Genomic DNA, 22,732 nt, shown 5'->3' on the forward strand with positions numbered 1-22,732 from the left:
CGCGCGCCTTTTCGGGGGAAGGGTCAGGGGCTGTCACTACACCACAATGGCGCATGCTTGCAATGCAGGGCAAAGCGGGCTTTTCTGCCGCGACCAAGACCCGGAGCGACATCCATTGCATTTCGACAGCCTGCAACACTTCCTGAGGGGCGAACAGCCCCTTTTGGCCAAGGGGCCCGTGGCGATGATCTTTGCCGAGGACGAGGTGGAACTGGACGCCACGCTGCGCCATCACCGCGACGTGGGATTCCGGCAGGTTCTGCTGTTTGCCCCGGACCGCTTCGAGCTGGCCGACGACCTGAAACAGATCATTCCACGCATCCGCTATTCGATGGCCGAGGACAATGCGCTGACCCGGGCGGTGAATGCGGTCAACGATGCGGCGCCGGCGGGCACGTGGCTTTATTACTGCTACAACGCCGAGTTCCTGTACTATCCCTTTTGCGAGGGACGGACGGTGGGCGAACTTCTGGCCTTTCACACCGAGGAACGCCGCGATGCCATGCTGAGCTATGTCATCGACATCTACGCCGACGACCTGGAGGCGCATCCCGACGCGGTGTCGATGGAGCACGCCTATCTTGACCGGTCGGGGTATTATGCGCTGGCCCGCAAGGACGAGAACGACCAGCCACGGGAGCGGCAGCTGGATTTCTTTGGCGGGCTGCGCTGGCGCTACGAGGAGCACGTCCCCCCGGCGCGGCGCAAGATCGACCGGATCGCGCTGTTCCGGTCGCGCAAGGGGCTGAGATTGCGGGAGGATCACACCTTCGACGAGCAGGAGCGCAACACCTATTCCTGCCCCTGGCACCACAACCTGACCGCCTGCATCTGTTCCTTCCGCACCGCCAAGGCGCTGAAGAAGAACCCCGGGTCGCGCTACGACATCAGCAGTTACTTCTGGTTCAACTCGGAGAAGTTCGAGTGGAGTTCCAGGCAGTTGATGGACCTGGGCCTGATGGAGCCGGGGCAGTGGTTCTGAGCGGTCAGCCGGGGATCAGGGCGCCGCGGGCGGCCTGACGGATGGCGCGTGTCAGCGGTGCGAGCGCCGGGGCCATCAGGCGCGAGATCTGCCAGTAGAGCGGTACGTCGAGCGGGCGGCCGGGCAGCAGCTCGACCAGCTGACCGCTGGCCAGGGCATCGCGGATCAGGGCCTCGGGGTTCATGCCCCAGCCGAGGCCGGCGCGGCCCGCATCCGCGAACCCCCGGGTCGAGGGCAGGCGATGGGCGGGCGGGGCCTTGCCATTGCCGAATTCCCGCGCAAGCCACTGTGACTGAAGCGTATCCTTGGCATTGTAGACGAGCATCGGCGCACGGCGGAGGCTGTCGTCATCGGGGCCGTCCGGGAAATGGCGCGCCATGAAGGCCGGGCTTGTGGTGGCGAGATAGCGCATGGCGCCCAAGGGCTGAACGTCGCAGCCGCGCACGGGCGCGGCGCTGGCGGTGATCGCCGCGCTGACACGCCCCTGTCGGAGCCAGTCGGCGGAATGGTCCTGATCGTCGACCTCGATATCGAAGAGCGTCTCTCCCATCTCCTGCCCGGCCAGGGCCAGGGCGGGGATGATCCAGGTGGCGAGGCTGTCGGCGTTGACGGCCACGGCCAGGCGGCCACCACCGGCGGACAGGCCAATCTGGCGCAGCACCTGTGCCTCCATCAGCGCGACCTGCTCGGCGTGACGGGCGAGTTGCAGGCCGGCGTCGGTGCCGCTGGCCGGTGGGCCGCGCCGCACCAGTGGCGTGCCGGCGCGCTCTTCCAGCGCCCGAAGGCGCTGGGACACCGCGGATTGGGTGATGCCGAGCTCTTCGGCCGCGGCCTCGAAGGAGCCGAGGCGCAGGATGGCGGCGAGGGCGGCAAGCTGGGCCGGATCGAAGGTCATAAGAGAAACTAATCCAGATGCAGAATTATGAATTGGATACATGGGGCACGCGCGGCTAGGCAAGCGGGAGGTGAGCGGAAAGGGGTGTGACGTATGGCGGAGGCCTGTCTGGCGGGGTTCGGGCTCGGGCTGTCGCTGATCCTGGCGATCGGGGCGCAGAACGCCTTTGTGCTGCGGCAGGGGTTGCTGCGGCAGCACGTGGGCGCGGTGGTGCTGACCTGTGCGCTGTCGGACGCGGTGCTGATCGCGGCGGGCGTTGCGGGTTTTGGTGGGCTGAGCCGGGCCGCACCCTGGCTGGCCGAAGTGATGCGGATCGGCGGCGCGCTCTTCCTGCTGGTCTATGGCGCCATGGCGCTGCGCTCGGCCTGGCGGGGCGGGGCGGTGATGACGCCGGCAGAGGCCGCGCCGCAGCCGCGGGGGCGGGTGCTGGCGATCTGCCTGGCGCTGACCTGGGGCAATCCGCATGTCTATCTCGATACGGTGGTGCTCCTGGGCGCGGTCTCGGCGGATTACACCGAGAAGGCCGCCTTTGCAGCAGGCGCGATGTGCGCCTCGGCGGTCTTCTTCGTGATGCTGGGCTACGGCGCGCGTCTGCTGGCGCCGGTGTTTCGCCGGCCGGCGGCCTGGCGGGTGCTGGACCTGTCGGTGGCAATGGTGATGTGGAGCGTCGCGCTGTCGCTTCTGGTCGCGCTCTAGTGCGGCGGTCTTGTGCGTCGCGCGGGATCAGCTTAGGGGTGCATGCATGACCGAAGCACGTAAAATGCAGCCCGTCGTGGGCGTCTTCTGGATGGTGATCACGGGGCTGCTCTTCGTAGGCGTCAACGGCCTTGTGAAGAGCCTCGGCACCTCGCTGCCGGCGACCGAGGCGGCCTTCCTGCGGTTCGGCCTGGGGCTGGTGCTGTTCCTGCCGTTGCTGAAGCGGCTCTTTCGCACGCCGATCTCGCCGCGGCACTGGCGGCTGTTCATCGCGCGGGGCGTGGTGCACACGGTGGGCGTGAGTCTGTGGTTCTATGCCATGGCGCGGATCCCGATCGCGGACGTGACGGCGATGAACTATCTTTCGCCGATCCTGATCACCATCGGCGCGGCGGTCTTCCTGGGGGAAAAGCTGGCGGCGCGGCGGATCGCGGCGGTGCTGATCGGCCTGCTCGGGGCCTTGATCATCCTGCGGCCGGGGATGCGCGAGATCAGCACGGGCCACTTTGCGATGCTGGGCACGGCCACCTGTTTCGCGGTGTCCTACATGATCAGCAAGCGCCTGTCGGACGACATGGATCCGCTGGTGATCGTGGCGATGTTGTCGGTGACGGTGACCATCGGCCTGCTGCCGGCGGCGCTGCCGGTCTGGGTGGCGCCGAGCGCGCTGCAGCTTGGCGCGCTCTTCATGGTGGCGGTGCTGGCGACGCTTGGACATTACTGCATGACGCTGGCCTTCCGCGTGGCGCCGATGACGGTGACGCAGCCGGTGACCTTCCTGCAACTGGTCTGGGCGGTACTGCTGGGCGCGCTGGTCTTCGGCGAGCCGGTGGATCCCTTCGTGATCCTGGGCGGCATTCTGATCCTGGGCTCGGTGAGCTTCATCACCTGGCGCGAGGCGGTGCTGAAGCGGCGCCAGATCACGCCGGTGTCGGTTGCCACCAAGGTGTGAAGTCGCGCTGCGCCGCACAAGCGGGGCGTGCGATTTGATCCCTGTCAAATCCCTGCTCGGGAATCGCCGCTAAGGTGCATCCATCAGACAGGAAAGGGAACCGACATGTCCAAGAAACCGCACGAGCTTCACGAATCCTTCCCGGCCTATGCCGACGCCCTTGATGCGCTGCAGGCCGAGGACAAGCACTTTGCCAAGCTGGTCGCCGAATACGACGAGGTGAACCACAAGATCTTCCGCGCCGAGAACAATCTCGACCCGATGGAAGATCTGGCGATGATCGAGATGCGCAAGGAACGCGGTCTGCTCCGCGACCAGATCTTTGCCGCGCTCAAGGCCGCGCAGCCGGCCGACTGAGCCACGCAGGCCTGCCCTTTAACCAACCTCGTAGGGCAGGGCGCCGCGGGAGTTGACGTCGATCGTCAACTTCCGCTCCAGTGGCGGGACGGAGCGCTGATGGCAATGCTCGCGCTCGCAGATCCTGCAGGAGATCCCGATGGGCTCGAAGGCCCGCGGATTGTCGATGTCGAGCCCGTCTGCAAAGACAAGGCTGTCGGCATAGGTCACCTCGCAGCCGAGGCTGATCGCATAGCGGCGCACGGGCGCTCCGAACCGACCGCCCGGTTTCGACACATCCCTGGCCAGGTTGACATAGCGGACCCCGTCGGGGGTTTCCGCCAGCTGGCGCAGGAAACGGCCCGGCGTCTCGAAGGCGCGGTGGACGTTCCAGAGCGGGCAGGCCCCGCCAAAGCGGGCGAACTGCAGCCGGGTGGCCGAGTGCCGCTTGGTGATCGTGCCCGCCTGGTCGACGCGCACGAAGAAGAAGGGGATGCCCTTGGCGCCGGGGCGCTGCATGGTCGACAGGCGATGCGCGACCATCTCGATCGAGGCCCCGAACCGCATGGCCAGGACCTCCAGATCGTGGCGGGCCTCCTGTGCGGATTTCAGGAACCGAGTGTAGGGCATCAGCGCGGCGCCGGCGAAATAATTCGCCAGTCCGATCTTGGCGATGTTGCGGGCGGCTTCCGATTGGAACCGGGCGAGATCGAGGGTGGCCTCGAGCAGCTTGTCCTGCTCGAGCAGGGCGACCTGATGCAAGAGCTGGAAGGTCTGGGTTTCCGGGGCGGCGCGTAGCGAGAGGGTGAGTTTGCGGGTCTCGGGATCGTAGGTGCGCAGCGGGTCGACATCGGCGAAATCCACCCGCACGCCGCAATTGCCCAGGGCCGCCACGGCACGGACACGGATGTTGTCCTCGTTGCGGACGGGGGCGGCGAAGTTCTCGGCCGCGCGGTCGACGGCGTCGATGTAATTGTCGCAGTAGTGGAAGAAGTCGCGCACCTCGTCCCAGGGCGAAGGAGTGGCGCGGGCATCCTCGCGGCCGAGCGCCTCGTCGAGCGAAGCAAGGCGTTCGTGGGTCTGCCGGTAGGCGCGGTGCAGGTGCAGGAAGGCGCGGGCGAGGGCCGGGGCGTTGGCCGCTGTCAGGCGCAGGTCGGCCAGCGGCACCGCGGCCTCGGCCAGGACGGGATCTGCCATGGCCTCTCTCATGTCGGAGACGAGGCGTTCGCTGTCGCCGGTGGACAGCTCCGTCACGTCAAAGCCGAATTCCTGCGCGAGCGACAGCACGACCGAGGTCGAAACCGGCCGGTTGTTGTTCTCCATCTGGTTCAGATAGGGCAGGGAGACCCCGAGCTTGGCCGCGAATTCCTTTTGTGTCAGCCCCAGTTTCTGCCGCGTTTCCCGTAACTTGGCCCCGGCATAGAGTTTCTGTGCGGCCATTCCCCCACCTGTCAGCGATTTGCAGCTTTACCTGCCCCGAGGCTAACTTTGCAAATCGTGGTTAACAAGGCGTAAGCGCAACCGCCTCTTATCCGGGCTGCCGCGAAAGTTGTTTCTCACGTCGCATTACGCCCAGGATGGCGAGGATGCCCACCGAGGCGCTGCAGATGATCAGGATCAGAAGGGGGGCCTCGCCCGTCTCGGGGTCGAGAAGGGTGCCGGCGAAGGTGGCGAGCACTGCGCCGCCGCCGATCATGATCGCCCCGCCGAGGCCGGAGGCGGTGCCGGCAAGATGCGGCCGCACCGAGAGCATGCCGGCATTGGCCGAGGGCAGGGCCATGCCGTTGCCGAAGCCGATGAAGAAGGTGAAAGCGAAGAAGATCGTCGGCCCGCCATGGTGCGACAGTGTGGTGGCGAGCGAGAGACACATGCCGGCAGCCATGGTGACGAGGCCCGCCAGGATCATCCGGTTGGTGCCGACGCGGGTGGCAAAGCGGCCGGTGACGAAGTTTCCGGAGAAATAGCCGAAGGCCGGGAAGGCGGTGTAGAGGCCGAACTGTGCCGGGGTCAGGCCGAATACGGCGCTGGCCACGTAGGGTGCGCCGCCGAGGTAGGAGTAGTAGCCGCCTGCACAGCAGCCTGCGGCGAGGCAATAGCCCCAGAAGCGGCGAGCCATCATCAGCTCGGGGTACTGGCCGAACTGCCGGGCGAGGGTCAGGCCGCTGGGGTGGGCGGTTTCGCCCATGTCGAACCAGGTCAGCAGGAAGATCGCGACACCGCCGACGAACAGAAGCCAGAAGGAGGCCTGCCAGCCAAAGAGCTCGTCGAGCCCGCCGCCGAGCGCCGGGGCGATCATGGGCACCATGGACACGCCCATGGTGACATAGGCCATGGCAGAGGCCGCATTCTCGGTGGAATTGGTGTCGCGGACCACGGCGCGGGTCAGCACCATGAAGATGCCGGAGGAGGCCTGAAGGATACGGAAGGCGAGGAAGGTGCCGAAACTCTCGGCCAGGATGCAGCCGAGCGTCGCCACCAGGAAGATCGCCATGCCGGCGAGCATCACCGGGCGGCGGCCGAACTTGTCCGAGATCGGACCGATGAAGATCTGGAGGATGCCGTTTGCGGCCAGGAAGGCGGTGACCGAGAGCTGCACCACCTGATAGGGTTGGTCGAAGTAGGTTGCGATATGCGGCAGGGAGGGCAGGAAGATGTTCACCGCCATGGCTGCCAGCCCCATCAGCAGGATGAGGGTGGAGATATGCGGGGCCGTGGACCGGTCGAGATAGCGCTGCCGCGTCGGTTGTGTCATGGAGATCTGCTATTCGTGTGTCGATTGCATGTCCATGTGCTTTGCACGCATTTTGCAGTTTTGCAATTTGCAACAGAACCCCTGCCAATAGTTTGCAAATTTGCGGTATTTCCCTTTGTCCCGCTGCTGTGACAGCCTATGGTCAACCGAGGAATCCGGAGGCCAGGCCTTCGGCTCTACCCGCATGGGAGAGGCAAGGAGGGCGACATGAAAGACATCCTGCAGGAATTGAACGCGCGGCGCGCCACGGCGCGCCTGGGCGGTGGCGAGAAGCGGATCGAGGCGCAGCATGCCAAGGGCAAGCTGACGGCCCGCGAGCGGATCGAGCTGCTGCTGGACGCGGACAGTTTCGAAGAATTCGACATGTTCGTCGCCCACCGCTGCACCGACTTCGGGATGGAGAAGCAGCGCCCCTACGGCGACGGCGTGGTGACCGGCTGGGGCACGATCAACGGTCGCATGGTCTATGTCTTCAGTCAGGATTTCACCGTGTTCGGGGGCTCGCTCTCGGAAACCCACGCCCAGAAGATCTGCAAGATCATGGATATGGCCGTACAGAACGGCGCGCCGGTGATCGGGCTGAACGATTCGGGCGGTGCCCGGATCCAGGAGGGCGTCGCCTCTCTCGCGGGCTATGCGGACGTGTTCCAGCGTAACATCATGGCCTCGGGCGTGGTGCCGCAGATCAGCGTGATCATGGGGCCCTGTGCCGGTGGTGCCGTCTACAGCCCGGCCATGACCGACTTCATCTTCATGGTGAAGGACTCGAGCTACATGTTCGTGACCGGGCCCGACGTGGTGAAGACGGTGACCAACGAGGTGGTGACGGCCGAGGAGCTTGGTGGGGCGAGCACTCATACCAGGAAATCCAGCGTGGCCGACGGCGCCTTCGAGAACGACGTCGAGGCGATGGCGGAGGTACGTCGGCTGGTCGACTTCCTGCCGCTGAACAACCGCGAAAAGCCCCCCGTGCGGCCCTTCTTCGATGACGTCAACCGGATCGAGAACAGCCTGGACACGCTGATTCCGGAGAATGCCAACAGCCCCTACGACATGAAGGAACTGATCCTGAAGGTCGCGGACGAGGCGGATTTCTACGAGATTCAGGAAGATTTCGCCAAGAACATCATCACCGGCTTCATTCGCCTTGAAGGGCAGACGGTGGGCGTGGTGGCGAACCAGCCAATGGTGCTGGCGGGCTGCCTTGATATCGACTCTAGCCGCAAGGCCGCGCGCTTCGTGCGTTTCTGCGACGCCTTCGAAATTCCGATCCTGACCTTTGTCGACGTGCCGGGCTTCCTGCCGGGGACGGGCCAGGAATACGGCGGCGTCATCAAGCACGGCGCCAAGCTGCTGTTCGCCTATGGCGAGGCGACGGTGCCCAAGGTGACGGTGATCACCCGCAAGGCCTATGGCGGCGCCTATGACGTGATGGCCTCGAAGCACCTGCGCGGTGATTTCAACTATGCCTGGCCCACGGCCGAGATCGCCGTGATGGGCGCCAAGGGCGCGACCGAGATCATCCACCGCGCCGATCTGGGCGACCCGGCGAAAATTGCGCAGCACACGAAGGACTACGAAGATCGCTTTGCGAACCCCTTCGTGGCGGCCGAGCGCGGCTTCATCGACGAGGTGATCCAGCCGCGGTCGACCCGCCGTCGGGTAGCGCGGGCCTTTGCCAGCCTGCGCAACAAGAAGCTGCAGAACCCCTGGAAGAAACACGACAACATTCCGCTCTGATCAGAGCGGTACGGAGGAGGACACATGGCGCGCAAGAGCTGGCACAGGCTGAGGGAGGAAGGTGCGGTCACCATCGCACGTCGCCTGCCGGTGCGTTTCGATCTGACGGTCGAGACGCGCCTGCCCTGCGCGCGCCCGGTCAGCCTGACCGCGGTGGCCCAGCAGGTGCGCCAGGACATGTGGCGCCGGCTGCAGGGGATCCGCGGTTTTGCCCCCGCGGTGCGTGTCGAGGAGGAAGATGGCGCACTGCGGGTGACGGCCGGGGGAGAGGTCGCCGGACATCGTCCGACCGGCGCGGCCGAGGCGGCGCTGGCCGAGCTGCTGGAGAGCCCGGCGCATCGCCAGCGCTGGCTGGCCCATGCCGGGAGGCGCGGAGATGCAGGCTGATTCATCCGGTGGCGGGCGCCGCGGCTGCACGCGTGTTGCGGCACCTGGGCCAAACGCCTATGAGCAAGGGATTTTAAGCCAAATGGAGGCTAACGTGATCCCCCTCGCTCCTGCCGCGGCACAGGTTATGTGTCGCGACGTTTTACTCGCCGTATGCGGGAATCCGCCGGTATCGGCGCTGTCGTTCGGCTGGCCCTTGCCAGCCGGTCAGGCGGATATCCCTATGGTTGTATCTGGTTCCGATACAAGGAGACACCCATGGGACAGACATCCTTCATCCGACTGCTCGCGGCATCCGGCGTTGCCGGGTTGCTCGCAGCCTGCACCCCTCCGCCGCCGCCAGAGCCGCCAATGCTATCTCCGACGCCGAGCTTCAACAAGATGGGACAGCTTGTCTCCTGTGGTGCGGGCTACTCGGTGCGGGGCAATGAATGCGTGCCATACGACCGTCCTGACGAGCCTGGCTGTATCGATGCCACCGGCGCGCCCTCGGATTGCGAGCCCGGTCGCGATGACCAGCCCGGCCGCGACCCCGACGATCCGACCGGCATGCCCGACCCGCAGTAACGCGGCCATCCTGCGCCGGCTTTCGAACCGGGGGGGCATGGCATGCTGAAGCATCGCGGTTTCCCCGGTCGCCTGCCCGGTACCGATTTCCAGTTCACCATCCGGCGCGCCAATCCCAAGGGTGCGACACCGCTGACACGGCGCGAGAGGTTCCGTGACCGGCGTGCCCCCGACAAGCGGGCCGACGAAGCCTTCATGGCGGCGCTCTGGGAGCAGTTCGGCGACCAGCCCTTCGAGCGCGGCAACCTGGATGCCGGGCGGCTGAGCTGGCTGTTCGGGCGCGAGGTCGTGGCGGCAGAAGACCCCTTTGACCCAACAAGTTACGAAGCACTTCTCGTGATCGACGAGGCTGCCGCCCGTGCATCCTTCCCCGCAGCATTCGAGGAGGAAGACTGGGCGTGAACTTGCCGAGACACATCACGATTGCGCGAATTTCAGCTCATGCGTGTGCTCTTGCAACTGCGCGCTTTGCGCGGGTGCGGCCTGCGGGCAGCATGGTGTCTGTCGTGTCGCGGGAATTACATTCGCGTGGCGCGATGTGTCAGTACCGTTACCCTTCCCCTGAGGGGCGGTCGGTTGTCCCCAATCGCCGACCGCCCCTTTTTTCCCGGAATGCAGACAACGGATCCAACGCCTTCGAGGGGCTGGATCTTTCGTCGTGCCCGGGGGGCCGCTCGGGCAGTGCGGCAAGGGAAAGCTTGCCTACGTTGGCGTATGGGGTATTCGGTGTTGGTCACGAAATCGTGGAACCTGCGTGCGCGTTGCGCGTTGGCTTTCGCAGAAGCGATCAAAACAAGGGTGTTCAATCATGCTCAGCAACAAGAAGAACTGGATCATCGCGGCCGTGCTCTGCACCGGTCTCGCAGCCTGCGGTCAGACCCTCGGCGAACAGGCCGTCGTCGGTGGCGCAGCGGGCGCAGGTGTCGGCGTCCTCACCGGTGGCAACCCGGTCACGGGTGCCGTTGTCGGTGGCGCTGCCAACGTGGCCTACTGCCAGACCAACCCGAGCGCCTGCTGAGGCGTTCAAAGCCATTCCGACCGTCGCCGGGCTGACCGGCGATGTCGCATCATTTCGGCCCCTCGCAGCGGTGACCCCGCGGCGAGGGGTTTTTCGTGTTTGCCGCATGCCACGTGCATGACGCGCCACAAGGAACGCCCACAGGAACCGGGGAAGGGACACGCATGTTCAAGAAGATCCTGATTGCCAACCGAGGTGAAATCGCCTGCCGCGTCATCAAGACGGCGCGCAAGATGGGCATTGCCACCGTGGCGATCTATTCCGATGCCGACCGCAATGCCCTGCACGTGGCGATGGCCGACGAGGCGGTGCATATCGGGCCGCCACCGGCGAACCAGTCCTATATCGTGATCGACAAGGTGATGCAGGCGATCCGCGACACCGGCGCCGACGCGGTGCATCCCGGTTACGGCTTCCTGTCGGAGAACCCGAAATTTGCCCAGGCGCTTGAGGCCGAGGGCGTGGCCTTTGTCGGCCCGCCGGTGGGCGCCATCGAGGCCATGGGCGACAAGATCACCTCGAAGAAGATCGCGCAGGAGGCCGAGGTCTCGACCGTGCCGGGCTACATGGGCCTGATCGAGGACGCGGACGAGGCGGTGAAGATCAGCGGAGAGATCGGCTATCCGGTGATGATCAAGGCCAGTGCCGGCGGCGGCGGCAAGGGCATGCGGATCGCCTGGACCGACGAGGAGGCCCGCGAAGGCTTCCAGAGCTCGAAGAACGAGGCGGCCAATTCCTTTGGCGATGACCGGATATTCATCGAGAAATTCGTGACCCAGCCGCGCCACATCGAGATCCAGGTGCTGTGTGATGCCCATGGCAACGGCATCTACCTCGGCGAGCGCGAATGCTCGATCCAGCGGCGGAACCAGAAGGTGGTGGAAGAGGCGCCGAGCCCCTTCCTCGACGAGGCGACCCGCAAGGCGATGGGCGAGCAGGCCGTGGCCCTGGCCAAGGCCGTGGGATACGCCAGCGCAGGGACGGTGGAATTCATCGTAGACGGAGCGAAGAACTTCTACTTCCTGGAAATGAACACCCGCCTTCAGGTGGAACACCCGGTGACCGAACTGATCACCGGTGTCGACCTGGTGGAACAGATGATCCGCGTTGCCAATGGCGAGCCGCTGACCATCACCCAGGACGACGTGAAGCTGACCGGCTGGGCCATCGAGAACCGCCTCTATGCCGAGGATCCCTATCGCAACTTCCTGCCCTCGATCGGGCGGCTGGTGAAGTACAACCCGCCGGCGGAAGTGGCCGCGGGGCCGCTGCTTGTGAACGGCAAGTGGCAGGGGGAGGCGCCCGAGGGCGTGACGGCGGTGCGCAACGACACCGGCGTCTACGAGGGCGGCGAGATCAGCATGTACTATGACCCGATGATCGCCAAGCTGTGTACCTGGGCGCCGACCCGCGCCGAGGCCATCGAGGCGATGCGCGTGGCGCTCGACAGTTTCGAGGTGGAAGGGATCGGGCATAACCTGCCGTTCCTGAGCGCCGTGATGGATCACCCCGTCTTCGTGGCCGGCGAAATGACCACCGCCTTCATCGCCGAGCAGTATCCCGAGGGCTTTGACGGGGTGAACCTGCCGGGCGACGACCTGCGCCGGATCGCCGCCGCCTGTGCCGCCATGCACCGCGTGGGCGAGATCCGCCGCACCCGGATCTCGGGGCGGATGGACAACCACGAGCGCAAAGTGGGTACCGATTGGGTGGTGAGCCTGCAGGGCGAACGTTTCGAGGTGTCGATTGATGCCTTCCAGGGCGGGGCCAACGTGAAATTCGCGGATGGCCCGACGCTCAAGGTCGAGGGCGGCTGGACCCCGGGCGACACGCTGGCAGACATGCTGGTGGAGGGGGCGCCGCTGGTGCTGAAGGTCGGCAAGATCTCGGGTGGGTTCCGCATCCGTAACCGGGGCGCCGACATGAAGGTGCATGTGCGCAACCCGGTGCAGGCACGTCTGGCCGAGCTGATGCCCGAGAAGATGCCGCCGGATACCTCGAAGATGCTGCTCTGCCCGATGCCGGGCCTGGTCGTGAAGATCGACGTGGAGGAGGGGCAGGAAGTGCAGGAGGGCCAGGCCCTCTGCACCATCGAGGCCATGAAGATGGAAAACATCCTGCGGGCCGAGAAGAAGGCCGTAGTGACCAAGGTCAATGCCGCCGCCGGCGACAGCCTGGCCGTGGATGAAGTGATCATGGAATTCGAATGAGGCGCCCGGCCTGCCTGCCAAGTGGTGGGCGGGCCAACGACGCGAGGGCCGGACGGCACGTCCGGAGGGGAAGACAAGGGAAAACGCCAATGACATCGAAGACGGACGCATGGGCCAAGCTCGCCGAGAAGGAACTTCGCGGGCGGCCGCTGGAAGACCTGACCTGGCACACGCTGGAAGAGATCGACGTCAAGCCACTCTACACCGAAGAGGACACGGCGGAGCTGCCCCACATGGGTAGCCTGCCGGGGTTTGGCCCCTTCACCCGGGGCGTGAAGGCAACGATGTATGCCGGCCGGCCCTGGACGATCCGGCAGTACGCCGGGTTCTCGACCGCGGAGGAGAGCAACGCCTTCTACCGGCGCAACCTGGCGGCGGGGCAGCAGGGCGTTTCGGTGGCGTTCGACCTGGCGACGCACCGCGGCTATGACAGCGACCACCCGCGGGTGGTTGGCGATGTCGGCAAGGCCGGCGTGGCCATCGACAGCGTCGAGGACATGAAGATCCTGTTCGACGGCATCCCGCTCGACAAGGTCTCCGTCTCGATGACGATGAACGGCGCGGTGATCCCGATCCTGGCGAGCTTCATCGTGGCGGGCGAGGAGCAGGGGCATGACAAGGCGCTGCTGTCGGGCACGATCCAGAACGACATCCTGAAAGAGTTCATGGTGCGGAACACCTACATCTATCCGCCCGAACCCTCGATGCGCATCATCTCGGACATCATCGAGTACACCTCGAACGAGATGCCCAAGTTCAACTCGATCTCGATCTCCGGCTACCACATGCAGGAAGCGGGCGCGAACCTGGTGCAGGAGCTGGCCTATACGCTGGCCGATGGCAGGGAGTACGTGCGCGCGGCCACCAATGCGGGGATGGACGTGGACAAGTTTGCCGGGCGGCTGAGCTTCTTCTTTGCCATCGGCATGAACTTCTTCATGGAGATCGCCAAGCTGCGCGCGGCGCGTACGCTGTGGCACCGGGTGATGACCGAGTTCGGGGCGCAGAGCGAGCGCTCGAAGATGCTTCGGACCCACTGCCAGACCTCGGGCGTGTCGCTGCAGGAACAGGATCCCTACAACAACGTCATCCGCACCGCCTACGAGGCGATGAGCGCGGTTCTGGGGGGAACGCAGTCGCTGCACACCAATGCGCTGGACGAGGCCATCGCCCTGCCCACGGATTTCAGCGCGCGGATCGCCCGCAACACCCAGCTGGTATTGCAGGAAGAGACCGGCGTGACCAACGTGGTCGATCCGCTGGCGGGCTCCTACTATATCGAGAGCCTGACCAACGAGCTGATCGAGAAGGCCTGGGCGCTGATGCAGGAGGTCGAGGAGATGGGCGGCATGACCAAGGCCGTGGCCTCTGGAATGCCCAAGCTGCGCATCGAGGAGAGCGCGGCCAAGCGGCAGGCGATGATCGACCGCGGAGAGGAAGTGATCGTCGGCGTCAACAAGTACCGCAAGGACAAGGAAGACCCGATCGATATCCTGGACGTGGACAACGTGAAGGTCCGCGCCAGCCAGATCGCCCGGCTCGAGAAGATCCGCGCCGAGCGGGACGAAGACGCCTGCACCGTTGCGCTGGACGAGCTGACCCGGCGCGCGAAGGAAGGCGGCAACCTGCTGGAAGCGGCGGTGGAAGCCGCGCGCGCCCGCGCCTCTGTCGGAGAGATCAGCATGGCAATGGAGAAGGAATTCGGCCGTCACCGGGCCGAGGTTAAGACTCTCGCCGGTGTCTACGGGGCCGCCTACGAAGGGGATGAGGGCTTTGCCGCCATCCAGAAGGACGTGGAGAAATTCGCCGAGGAGGAGGGCCGCCGGCCGCGCCTGCTCGTGGTGAAGATGGGGCAGGACGGTCACGACCGCGGAGCGAAGGTGATCGCCACGGCCTTTGCCGACATCGGGTTCGACGTGGACGTGGGCCCGCTGTTCCAGACGCCCGAAGAGGCCGCGCAGGACGCCATCGACAACGACGTGCACGTCGTGGGCATCAGCAGTCAGGCGGCGGGGCACAAGACCCTGGCGCCGCAGCTGATCCAGGCCCTGAAGGACAAGGACGCCGGCGACATCCTCGTGATCTGCGGCGGCGTGATCCCCCACCAGGACTACGAGTTCCTGGAAAAGGCCGGGGTAAAGGCGATCTTTGGCCCGGGCACCAACATCCCTGCGGCTGCCTCCGAAATCCTGAAACTGATCCGCGCTGCGCGCGACTGATCTGGCGATATGGGGCCGGGCGTCCAGCCCGGCCCTGCCAGCGTCCATCCGTCGAATGTGAAGGCGGGGGAGACCACGCAGGAGACCAGTGCCCAGCCCCGCTCGGCAGAGGCCGACTGCCACATCTGGCGCGGGATGCAATGGCTGGGCCGCTTGCCTGCCGTCACGTCGAGGCAGAGCCAGTTGTCGACCGGCCCGTCGGCGTCACCCGCCGCGACGGAGCAGCGCAGCGGATGCCCGGCGTGGAAATACCACGTCTTGTCGCAATCGATGCGGTGCCAGTGGCAGCTCTGACCTTCTTCCAGCAGGTAATAGATCGCGGAAACGCCTGGGCGTTGGACGCCGGTCCACTCGGGCTGCCAGGTGTCGCTGTGCCAGCCGCCCTCGGGGTACGGCGTGAGGTTGAGCGCGTCGATCATGTCGCGGGCGGTGGTCAAGGCGGCCTCGTGTTGTCGCGCGGTATGGTTTCACCGATCAGACGGGATTGACCAGAGCCTGCGCCCCCCGAGAAGGCCCGTGGTGCCCGGGCAATCTGTGCATGACGTGGGCAGAACCGGCCGCAAAGGTGCGCGAGAGCATATTGCCATTTTGGCGCAAGAGGCAAAAATACCGCGCAAAAATGGAGATCCCCATGCCGCTGACCATCCGACCCGTGGAGCCGCGCGATTATCCCCGGGTGCTGGAAATCTGGCAGCCGGTCTATCGAGAGACGACGATTACCTTCGCCTCGGAGGAAAAGACCGCTGAAAGCCTGCCTGTCTACGTCGAGACCCGTAGGGCTGCCGGGCGCGAAACGTTTGTGGCAGAGGAGGCCGGTGAAGTCCTGGGCTTTGCCTCCTATGACCAGTTTCGCGGAGGCGATGGCTATGTGCACGCGATGGAACACACGATCATCCTTGCCCCGGACGGGCGGGGCAGGGGCGCAGGGCGCGCCCTGATGGCCGCAGTGGAAGATCACGCGCGAGAGCGCGGAGCGCATGTCATGGTGGCAGGGGTTTCGGGCGAAAATGCCGGCGGCGTCGCCTTTCACGCGGCGGTTGGCTATGAAACCGTGGGGACAATGCCGCAGGTCGGGCGCAAGTTCGGCCGCTGGCTCGACCTCGTGCTGATGCAGAAGATCCTTTGACCCGAGAGACGCGCCGATGACCTTACCGATCTACATCGTGAACCTTGACCGACGTCAGGACAGGCTCTCGGCTCTGGGACAGCAATTGGATGGGATGGGCCTGAAATGGCACCGGGCCTCCGCGGTTGACGCCAAGGCGATGCCGGCGGGGCGGTTGCATCCTCGGGTGGCCGACCGCGGGCATATCATCCCGATGGGGCGGGGCAGCCAGGGGCGGGCAAGCTCGCTGCTGCGGCTCTGCGAGACGATCCTGGCCGAGCCGGGCGACCCCGACGACGGGGTGATCATGCTGGAGGACGATGCCACGCTGGCGCAGGACTTTGCCGTCTTTTGCCGGGACGACAGCTGGATTCCCGATGACATCGGTCTGGTGCAGCTTGAGAAGCGGGTGGAGAACAAGCCGAAGAAGCTGATGAGCGAGCCAATCGCAGAATTGCCGGGCGCCAGGGTGCCGCGGCAACTGCGCCGGCTCTACCTGCGCACCGGGGGCTCGGCAGCCTTCTATATCCGCCGCCGGGTGATGCAGCTGATCCTGGACAGCGATTTCCTGATCCGGTTTCCCACCGATCACCTGCTCTTTTCCCCGAATGTCTCGCCGATCTACCGGCAGATGGGCGTGGGCATGATGACCCCGGGCCTTGCGGTGCAGAACCTGCAGCTGGACAGCGACCTTGACGGCGACAGGGGGCGGCACCGTACCCTGAAGGCGGAATTGCGACGCGCGGTCACCGAGGTGCGCTGCGTTCCGTGGCAACTGGGGCTGCTGATGACCGGCAAGGCGCGACTTATGGACCCCGGCTATGCCGAGTGACGCCAATACGCGGGACTTCCCGAAACGGTCACGCTAAAGTATCCGCATGTCCATCTGGTCCCGCATATCCGAAGCGCTTCAGGCACTTGCAAAAGGCGAGTCACTCTCGGCCGTCTTTGACAGGCTGCGGGCGCCGCCCGAGCGCAGCATCGCCTTTACCATTGCCGTCATTGCCCTGGGCGCGAAGATGGCCAAGGCCGATGGCCTTGTGACCCGCAACGAGGTGACCGCCTTTCGCGAGGTCTTCCAGATCCCGCCGGCGGAGGAAGACAACGCCGCCAAGGTCTTCAACATGGCGCGGCAGGACGTGGCCGGCTACGAGGAATATGCCCGCCGCATCGCGAAGATGTTCGGCCCGGAGAGCCCGGTGCTCTGCGACCTGATGGAGGGGCTGTTCCATATCGCGGTGGCGGATGGCACCTATCACGAGGCGGAAGATGAGTTCCTGCTGAACGTGGCGGCGATCTTTGGCCTGCAGGAGAGCCAGTTCCGACGGTTGCGGGCGCGTTTCGTGCCGGATGCGGAGCCGGATCCCTATGCCGTGCTTGGTGTGCCCGACGGGGCCTCGCTCGAGGAGGCCAAGGCGGCCTGGAGGCAGGCGGTGCGCGACAGCCACCCCGACCGGATGATCGCGAGGGGGCTGCCCGAAGAGGCGGTGAAGATGGCCGAGAAGCGGATGATCGACATCAACCGTGCCTGGGAAGAGATCCAGGCGGCTGCCTGAGGCGTGGCGATGCGCCTGGCAACCTACAACGTGGAATGGTTCGACGCGCTCTTCGACGATGAGGGCGTGTTGGTGATGGATGGCGGCTGGTCGCGGCGCCGCGACGTGACCCATGCGGCGCAGGCAGAGGCTCTGGGCCTGGTGTTCACCGCGATGGACGCGGACGCGGTGATGGTGATCGAGGCGCCCGACACCGGCACCCGGCGCTCTACAGTGCGGGCGCTGCGGAATTTCGCCCGGGCCTTCGGCCTGCGCACGACCGAAGTCGCCATCGGCTTTGCGAACGAGACCCAGCAGGAGATTGCGCTGCTCTACGATCCGGCGCGGCTGACGGTGCGCCATGATCCCGAGGAGAGCGACGGGGCGCCGCGCTTTGACCGGACATTCGAGATCGACCTGGACGTGGATGCCCACAAGGACCGGGTGAGCTTTTCCAAGCCGCCGCTGGAGCTGGCGGTGACCACGGCGGAGGGGCAGCAGATCCGCCTGATCGGTGCGCATCTGAAATCCAAGGCGCCGCATGGCGCGACGAACCCGCAGCAGGTGATGCGCCTGGCCATTGCGAACCGGCGCAAGCAGCTGGCTCAGGCGATCTGGCTGCGGCGGCGGGTCGAGGGGCACCTGGCGGCAGGCGAGAGCGTGATCGTGGCAGGGGACCTGAACGACGGACCGGGCCTGGATGAATATGAGCATCTATTCGGACGGTCCTCGGTGGAGATCCTCCTGGGCGAGCCGCCTGAGCCCTGTCTCTATGACCCGAACGCGGCACAGGCCTTCCGCAGCCGGCTGAGCGCACCGCCCACAACGGCACGGTTTCATATCCCGCAGCAGGATCGGTATCTGCAGGCGCTGCTGGATTACATCATGGTCTCGCCGGACCTTGCCGCACTGAAGCCGCAGTGGCGGATCTGGCATCCATTCGACAACCCGGCCTGTTGGGACACGCCCGAGTTGCATGAGGCGCTACTTCTCGCGTCAGATCACTTCCCGGTGACGATCGACATTCCGCTGCCTGCACGCCTTTGAGCTGTCATCTTTGCGGCCTATATCTGACTGCATGAAACGGATGATGCTTGCCCTGACCCTTGCGCTGCCGCTGGCCGCGCCGCTGCCCCTGATGGCGCAGCAGGAAACCATGCCGCCCGCCAATGGCAGCGAGGCCCCGCAGACCGCGCCCGAGACCGACGAGGGCCTGGGCGACCTGGCCGATCGTTTCGGAGAGGCCCTGAAGCAATTCCAGCAGCGCCTGCCGGGTCTGATGGACGAGAGCGGCGACCAGTTCGCCGAGCTGGCCGACCGTGCCGGCCCCGCGCTGCGCAGCTTCATCGATCAGATGGGGCCGGCCCTTGCCGGGATCATGGAACAGATCAAGGATTTCTCGAACTACGAGGCCCCGCAGGTGCTGCCGAACGGCGATATCCTGATCCGCCGCAAGGACGAGGCGCCGCAATACATGCCGCCGGTGCCCGGACAGAACCCCGACGGCTCCGTCGACCTGTAGACGCCACTCAGCCGCGGTTCGGGCCGAGCTTGAGCGAAATCTCTGCGTCGAGGGAATTTGCCAGAGACTTGAAGCGGGCCTCGGCAACTTCGCCGAAGAGCGGCCAGGCCTGTTCGGGCAGCTTCAGCTCGATGATCTTCTTCTTCGGGAACCACTTCAGCTCGCCGATTTCGGCGTCGCGCTCGGGCCAGAGCATGGCCCCGAAGCGCATCGCCTTGCCCAGGATCTCGGCCTGGCGAAGGTCGTCCTCGGTGAGCAGCTCGTAGAGGTTCTCGAAATGGGTGCCGTTGCGCTTGTTGCGGTAGCGGTGCAGCAGGGCGACACCCAGGAAGACCCGCTCGGAATGCTTGAGGCCGCCGAGGTTGGCGCGGGTGGCATTGTCGAAACAGGCCTCGCCCCGGTAGTCGGGGTGGGCACGCCATGTCACGTCATGCAACAGGCAGGCGGCCTTGATCAGGCGCTTGCGGTCGGGCCGCGCGGATTTGAACAGCGGCTGGATGAATTGATAGAGCGTGCGGCCGAAGCCGGGCTGGCGGGCATCCTTCTGCTCGGCGAAGCGGCAGCTCTCGATCAGCGGATCGCGGTCGCGGAGCTTCTGCGGCATCTGCTCGTAGAGCAGCCCCTCGCGAATCCCGTAGGAGGAAATGGCGATGTCGTGCGGTTTGAACCTACGCACGACTTCGAGCAGCACCTCGGAGGCCAGGGGCACCAGGTTCATCCGGGTGGAGGACAGGCTGCAACGCTTGCGCAGCACGTCGAGATCCTGTTCCTCGATGAACTTTGCCGTCTCGCGGATGGAGCGTGCGGACATGCGGTATTCGTGCAGCACGTGCAGCGGATAGCCACGGCGTTCCATGTCGATCCGGGCGATGGCCCGCCACGAGCCACCGACCAGGAACAGGCGGTTGCGGTCGGTGCCGATTGCATCGAAGAGCTTCTCGACCTCGTCTCGGATATATGTCTTGCGGCCCTTCTTGCCGCCCTTGACGTCCTGCAGCTTGAGCGGGCCGAGGGCTGAGGTCTCGCGCTCGCGCACGGTACCATCGGCGATCCGGGCGATCTCCATCGAGGATCCGCCGATGTCGCAGATCAGCCCGTAGGAGCCTGGCCAGCCCAGCAGCACGCCCTGGGCCGAGAGCCGGGCCTCTTCCTTGCCGTCGATGACATAGAGCTTGAGTCCGGTCTGACGCTCGACCTGGGCGGCGAAATCGGCGCCGTCGTCGGCCTCGCGCACGGCGGCAGTTGCCACGGCAGAGAGCGGCGTGGCCCCCATGCCCTGGGCCAGAAGCTGGAAGCGGTGGATCGCGGCTAGGGCGCGGCGGCGCCCCTCCGGGTTCAGCTTGCCGGTTTCCGACAGGCCGGCGCCGAGGCCGCACATGATCTTCTCGTTGTAGAAATAGGCCGGGCTGCGCGCGGCGCCGTCGAAGACGACGAGGCGCACGGAGTTCGAGCCCACGTCGACCACGCCCACGCGGGACAGGGCCCGCGCCTCGGGGTCATCGAAGAGGGGACGGCCGAAAGGCCCCCAATCCGCGGAATTCTGCAGGTTGTCCCCATCCATGAGCGAAGACCCTTGGCTGTCTCTGACTTGTTATGAGCGGAGCGGAACGCCGGGTCAACCGGCCGTGAGCTCATGCGTCAGCTGTGGCACGTCCGCCGCGCCGGCCGATCCGCGACCGGAGAGCGACGGGTTCTCCATGAAGAACCTGTGGCAGTTGAATGCGGTTCCATCCGCCGGCAGATCGGCCCGGAGGAAGTGGCCGTCGGGCTGCATCACCCAGCTCTGGGCCTGGTCGTGCAGGTTGGCGGCCATGATCTGACGCACGATCTGATCCTTCACGGTCTGGTTCTTGCATTCCACCAGGGTTTCGACCCGGCGGTTCAGGTTGCGGCCCATCCAGTCGGCAGAGGAGAAGAAGACCCGCGCCTTGTTCGAGGGCAGGCCATGGCCATTGCCGAAACAGACGATGCGGGAGTGTTCGAGGAACCGCCCGACGATGCTCTTGACCCGGATGTTGGGCGAGAGGCCGGCAATGCCGGGGCGAAGGCCGCAGATGCCGCGGATCACCAGGTCGATGCGCACACCGGCCTGGCCGGCCCTGTAGAGCGCGTCGATCACGTCCGGCTCGATCAGCGAGTTCATCTTGGCCCAGATTGCGGCGGGGCGGCCGGCGCGGGCGTGGTCTGCCTCCTCGCCGATCATGCGGATCAGGTCGGCCTTCATGCTGAGCGGCGAGATCGAGAGGTTCTCGAGCTTCTCGGGCTGGGCATAGCCGGAGAGATAGTTGAACACCCGCGTGGCGTCGCGCCCCAGTTCCTCGTCGCAGGTGAAGAAGCTGAGGTCCGTGTAGATGCGCGCGGTGATCGGGTGATAATTGCCTGTGCCATAGTGGGTATAAGTCACCAGGTTGTCGCCTTCGCGGCGCACCACGGAGGAAATCTTGGCGTGGGTCTTCCAGTCGACGAAGCCATAGACCACGTGGGCACCGGCCCGTTCCAGGCGGCGCGACTGGTGGATGTTGGCGGCCTCGTCGAAACGGGCCTTCAGCTCGACCAGCGCGGTGACGGATTTGCCATCCTCGGCGGCCTCGCAGAGGGCCTCGACGATGGGCGAGTTCCTGGAGGTGCGATAGAGCGTCTGCTTGATCGCCACCACGTCGGGATCGCGGGCGGCCTGCTGCAGGAAGCGGATCACCATGTCGAAGGTCTCGTAGGGGTGGTGCAGCAGCATGTCCTTTTGCCGGATCGCCGCGAACATGTCGCCGTCGTGGTCCTGCACCCGTTCGGGCACGCGGGGCGTGAACTTGGGCCAGAGCAGATCCGGGCGCTCGTCGATCACCAGTTCGGACAGGGCAGAGATGCCGATCAGCCCGTCGACCTCGATGACCTCGTCGCCCCAGACACGCAGCTCGCGCATGATGACGGATTTGAGGGGTTCAGGCGCGGAGGAGGAGATCTTGAGCCGGACGACTTCACCACGGCGGCGGCGCTTCAGCGCGGTCTCGAATTCGCGCACCAGGTCCTCGGCCTCTTCCTCGACCTCGAGATCGCTGTCGCGCAGCACACGGAAGGTGCAGGAGCCGGTGGCGCGGTAGCCGGGAAAGAGCCGCTCCAGGTGCACCATCAACAGCTCTTCCAGCGGCAGGAAACGCTGACGCTGTGCGCCCTCGGTGGGCAGCGAGACAAAGCGTGCGATCTGATGCGGGATGGGCAGCAGAGCCTGCAGCGGGCGCCGGTCGCGCTTGCGCTCGAGCTGAAGCGCGAGGGAAAAGCCGCCGTTGGGGATGAAGGGGAAGGGGTGCGCCGGGTCGATGGCCAGCGGGGAGAGCACCGGAAAGACGCGGTGCAGGAAGACATCGCCGAGATAGTCGAGATCGGCCTCGGTCAGGTCGTCGCGTTGCAGGATCGAAATGCCGGCCTGATCCATCAGCTTGCGCAACTCGCCCAGCACCTGCTGCTGATGGCCCATCAGCTTGCGGGCATCCTCGTTGATCTTGACCAGCTGCTCGGCCGCGGTCATGCCGTCGGCGGCGGGGTTGGTGTTGCCGGCCTTTGCCAGCTCGCGCAGGCCGGCCACGCGCACGGTGTAGAACTCGTCGAGGTTGGTGGCGCTGATCGAGAGAAAGCGCAGCCGCTCGAGAAGCGGCACGGCAGAGTTCTCGGCCTCTTCCAGCACGCGCCAGTTGAACCCCAGCCAGCTGAGCTCTCGGTTGTAGAACCGGGCCGGGCCGTCGCGGTCGAGATCGGGAAGATCCACCGCGGGGGGGATGGGCGTGTTGAGAAAGTCGGCGTTGATCATGGCACCTGTCTACGGAC

At 65.6% G+C, this 22,732-nt stretch carries 22 protein-coding genes; 16 read left to right on the top strand and 6 right to left on the bottom strand.

Translation table 11 applies throughout. The annotated features are described in order from the left end of the window. The first annotated feature begins 115 nt into the window (after positions 1-115). The gene (locus tag AC0WR5_RS02775; RefSeq protein ID WP_475866710.1) at positions 116-982 is read left to right on the top strand and encodes a glycosyltransferase family 2 protein; all 867 of its coding nucleotides are present in this window, start codon (positions 116-118) and stop codon (positions 980-982) included. Between the two features lie 4 nt (positions 983-986). On the opposite strand, the gene AC0WR5_RS02780 is transcribed toward AC0WR5_RS02775, so the two are convergent. After that, positions 987-1,877, bottom strand: coding sequence for a LysR family transcriptional regulator ArgP (locus AC0WR5_RS02780; protein ID WP_475866711.1), 891 nt, complete (start codon positions 1,875-1,877; stop codon positions 987-989). A 93-nt stretch (positions 1,878-1,970) separates the two neighbouring features. On the opposite strand from AC0WR5_RS02780, the gene AC0WR5_RS02785 reads away from it, so the two are divergent. From AC0WR5_RS02785 to AC0WR5_RS02795, 3 genes are all read left to right on the top strand, one after another. Next, positions 1,971-2,573: a LysE/ArgO family amino acid transporter gene (locus AC0WR5_RS02785; RefSeq protein ID WP_475866713.1), complete on the top strand. Its 603-nt coding sequence runs from the start codon at positions 1,971-1,973 to the stop codon at positions 2,571-2,573. Between the two features lie 46 nt (positions 2,574-2,619). After that, positions 2,620-3,525 (top strand): DMT family transporter, encoded by a 906-nt coding sequence (locus tag AC0WR5_RS02790; protein WP_475866715.1) that lies wholly within the window; start codon positions 2,620-2,622, stop codon positions 3,523-3,525. A gap of 105 nt (positions 3,526-3,630) precedes the next feature. After that, the gene (locus tag AC0WR5_RS02795) at positions 3,631-3,882 is read left to right on the top strand and encodes an HP1242/YdcH family protein (protein WP_475866716.1); all 252 of its coding nucleotides are present in this window, start codon (positions 3,631-3,633) and stop codon (positions 3,880-3,882) included. 18 nt (positions 3,883-3,900) lie between these two features. On the opposite strand, the gene AC0WR5_RS02800 is transcribed toward AC0WR5_RS02795, so the two are convergent. Both AC0WR5_RS02800 and AC0WR5_RS02805 read right to left on the bottom strand, forming a co-directional pair. Beyond that, the gene (locus AC0WR5_RS02800; RefSeq protein ID WP_475866718.1) at positions 3,901-5,301 is read right to left on the bottom strand and encodes a helix-turn-helix domain-containing protein; all 1,401 of its coding nucleotides are present in this window, start codon (positions 5,299-5,301) and stop codon (positions 3,901-3,903) included. Between the two features lie 88 nt (positions 5,302-5,389). Further along, positions 5,390-6,613: a multidrug effflux MFS transporter gene (locus AC0WR5_RS02805; RefSeq protein ID WP_475866720.1), complete on the bottom strand. Its 1,224-nt coding sequence runs from the start codon at positions 6,611-6,613 to the stop codon at positions 5,390-5,392. A 207-nt stretch (positions 6,614-6,820) separates the two neighbouring features. Between AC0WR5_RS02805 and AC0WR5_RS02810 the strand changes: the two genes are divergently transcribed. From AC0WR5_RS02810 to scpA, 7 genes are all read left to right on the top strand, one after another. Next, the gene (locus AC0WR5_RS02810) at positions 6,821-8,353 is read left to right on the top strand and encodes an acyl-CoA carboxylase subunit beta (protein ID WP_475866722.1); all 1,533 of its coding nucleotides are present in this window, start codon (positions 6,821-6,823) and stop codon (positions 8,351-8,353) included. A 24-nt stretch (positions 8,354-8,377) separates the two neighbouring features. Continuing rightward, on the top strand, positions 8,378-8,740 hold the full coding sequence (locus AC0WR5_RS02815) for a hypothetical protein (RefSeq protein ID WP_475866723.1): 363 nt from the start codon (positions 8,378-8,380) through the stop codon (positions 8,738-8,740). Between the two features lie 351 nt (positions 8,741-9,091). Then, positions 9,092-9,307 (top strand): hypothetical protein, encoded by a 216-nt coding sequence (locus AC0WR5_RS02820; protein WP_475866725.1) that lies wholly within the window; start codon positions 9,092-9,094, stop codon positions 9,305-9,307. A gap of 42 nt (positions 9,308-9,349) precedes the next feature. Next, positions 9,350-9,709 carry a hypothetical protein gene (locus AC0WR5_RS02825; protein ID WP_475866727.1) on the top strand — a complete coding sequence of 120 codons (360 nt, stop codon included), beginning with the start codon at positions 9,350-9,352 and terminating at the stop codon, positions 9,707-9,709. A 406-nt stretch (positions 9,710-10,115) separates the two neighbouring features. Then, the gene (locus AC0WR5_RS02830) at positions 10,116-10,325 is read left to right on the top strand and encodes a hypothetical protein (protein WP_475866729.1); all 210 of its coding nucleotides are present in this window, start codon (positions 10,116-10,118) and stop codon (positions 10,323-10,325) included. A gap of 164 nt (positions 10,326-10,489) precedes the next feature. Beyond that, the gene (locus AC0WR5_RS02835) at positions 10,490-12,535 is read left to right on the top strand and encodes an ATP-binding protein (RefSeq protein WP_475866730.1); all 2,046 of its coding nucleotides are present in this window, start codon (positions 10,490-10,492) and stop codon (positions 12,533-12,535) included. A gap of 89 nt (positions 12,536-12,624) precedes the next feature. After that, the gene (gene scpA, locus AC0WR5_RS02840) at positions 12,625-14,754 is read left to right on the top strand and encodes a methylmalonyl-CoA mutase (protein ID WP_475866732.1); all 2,130 of its coding nucleotides are present in this window, start codon (positions 12,625-12,627) and stop codon (positions 14,752-14,754) included. Here scpA and AC0WR5_RS02845 read toward each other — a convergent pair. Beyond that, on the bottom strand, positions 14,646-15,191 hold the full coding sequence (locus AC0WR5_RS02845) for a cupin domain-containing protein (RefSeq protein WP_475866733.1): 546 nt from the start codon (positions 15,189-15,191) through the stop codon (positions 14,646-14,648). The two genes, scpA and AC0WR5_RS02845, sit on opposite strands and share 109 nt — an antisense overlap. Before the next feature lie 194 nt (positions 15,192-15,385). On the opposite strand from AC0WR5_RS02845, the gene AC0WR5_RS02850 reads away from it, so the two are divergent. Genes AC0WR5_RS02850 through AC0WR5_RS02870 form a run of 5 tightly spaced genes read left to right on the top strand, consistent with a single transcriptional unit; the run spans position 15,386 to position 18,916 of the window. Continuing rightward, a complete protein-coding gene (locus AC0WR5_RS02850) occupies positions 15,386-15,880 on the top strand; it encodes an N-acetyltransferase family protein (protein ID WP_475866735.1) in 495 nt (164 codons plus the stop codon). 16 nt (positions 15,881-15,896) lie between these two features. Then, entirely contained in the window at positions 15,897-16,691 is a 795-nt protein-coding gene (locus tag AC0WR5_RS02855; RefSeq protein ID WP_475866737.1) for a glycosyltransferase family 25 protein, read from the top strand. A gap of 46 nt (positions 16,692-16,737) precedes the next feature. Then, positions 16,738-17,415 (top strand): TerB family tellurite resistance protein, encoded by a 678-nt coding sequence (locus AC0WR5_RS02860; RefSeq protein WP_475866740.1) that lies wholly within the window; start codon positions 16,738-16,740, stop codon positions 17,413-17,415. 9 nt (positions 17,416-17,424) lie between these two features. Further along, the gene (locus AC0WR5_RS02865) at positions 17,425-18,441 is read left to right on the top strand and encodes an endonuclease/exonuclease/phosphatase family protein (RefSeq protein ID WP_475866742.1); all 1,017 of its coding nucleotides are present in this window, start codon (positions 17,425-17,427) and stop codon (positions 18,439-18,441) included. Positions 18,442-18,472: 31 nt separating this feature from the next. Beyond that, on the top strand, positions 18,473-18,916 hold the full coding sequence (locus tag AC0WR5_RS02870; RefSeq protein ID WP_475866744.1) for a hypothetical protein: 444 nt from the start codon (positions 18,473-18,475) through the stop codon (positions 18,914-18,916). Positions 18,917-18,923: 7 nt separating this feature from the next. Here the strand turns inward: AC0WR5_RS02870 and AC0WR5_RS02875 are convergent, their stop codons facing one another. Together AC0WR5_RS02875 and AC0WR5_RS02880 are read right to left on the bottom strand one after the other, a co-directional pair. Beyond that, positions 18,924-20,477: a Ppx/GppA family phosphatase gene (locus AC0WR5_RS02875; RefSeq protein WP_475866746.1), complete on the bottom strand. Its 1,554-nt coding sequence runs from the start codon at positions 20,475-20,477 to the stop codon at positions 18,924-18,926. A gap of 54 nt (positions 20,478-20,531) precedes the next feature. Next, positions 20,532-22,715, bottom strand: coding sequence for an RNA degradosome polyphosphate kinase (locus AC0WR5_RS02880; RefSeq protein WP_475866748.1), 2,184 nt, complete (start codon positions 22,713-22,715; stop codon positions 20,532-20,534). Positions 22,716-22,732 lie beyond the last annotated feature (17 nt).

This window comes from Pseudooceanicola sp. DL12 (assembly GCF_056270665.1).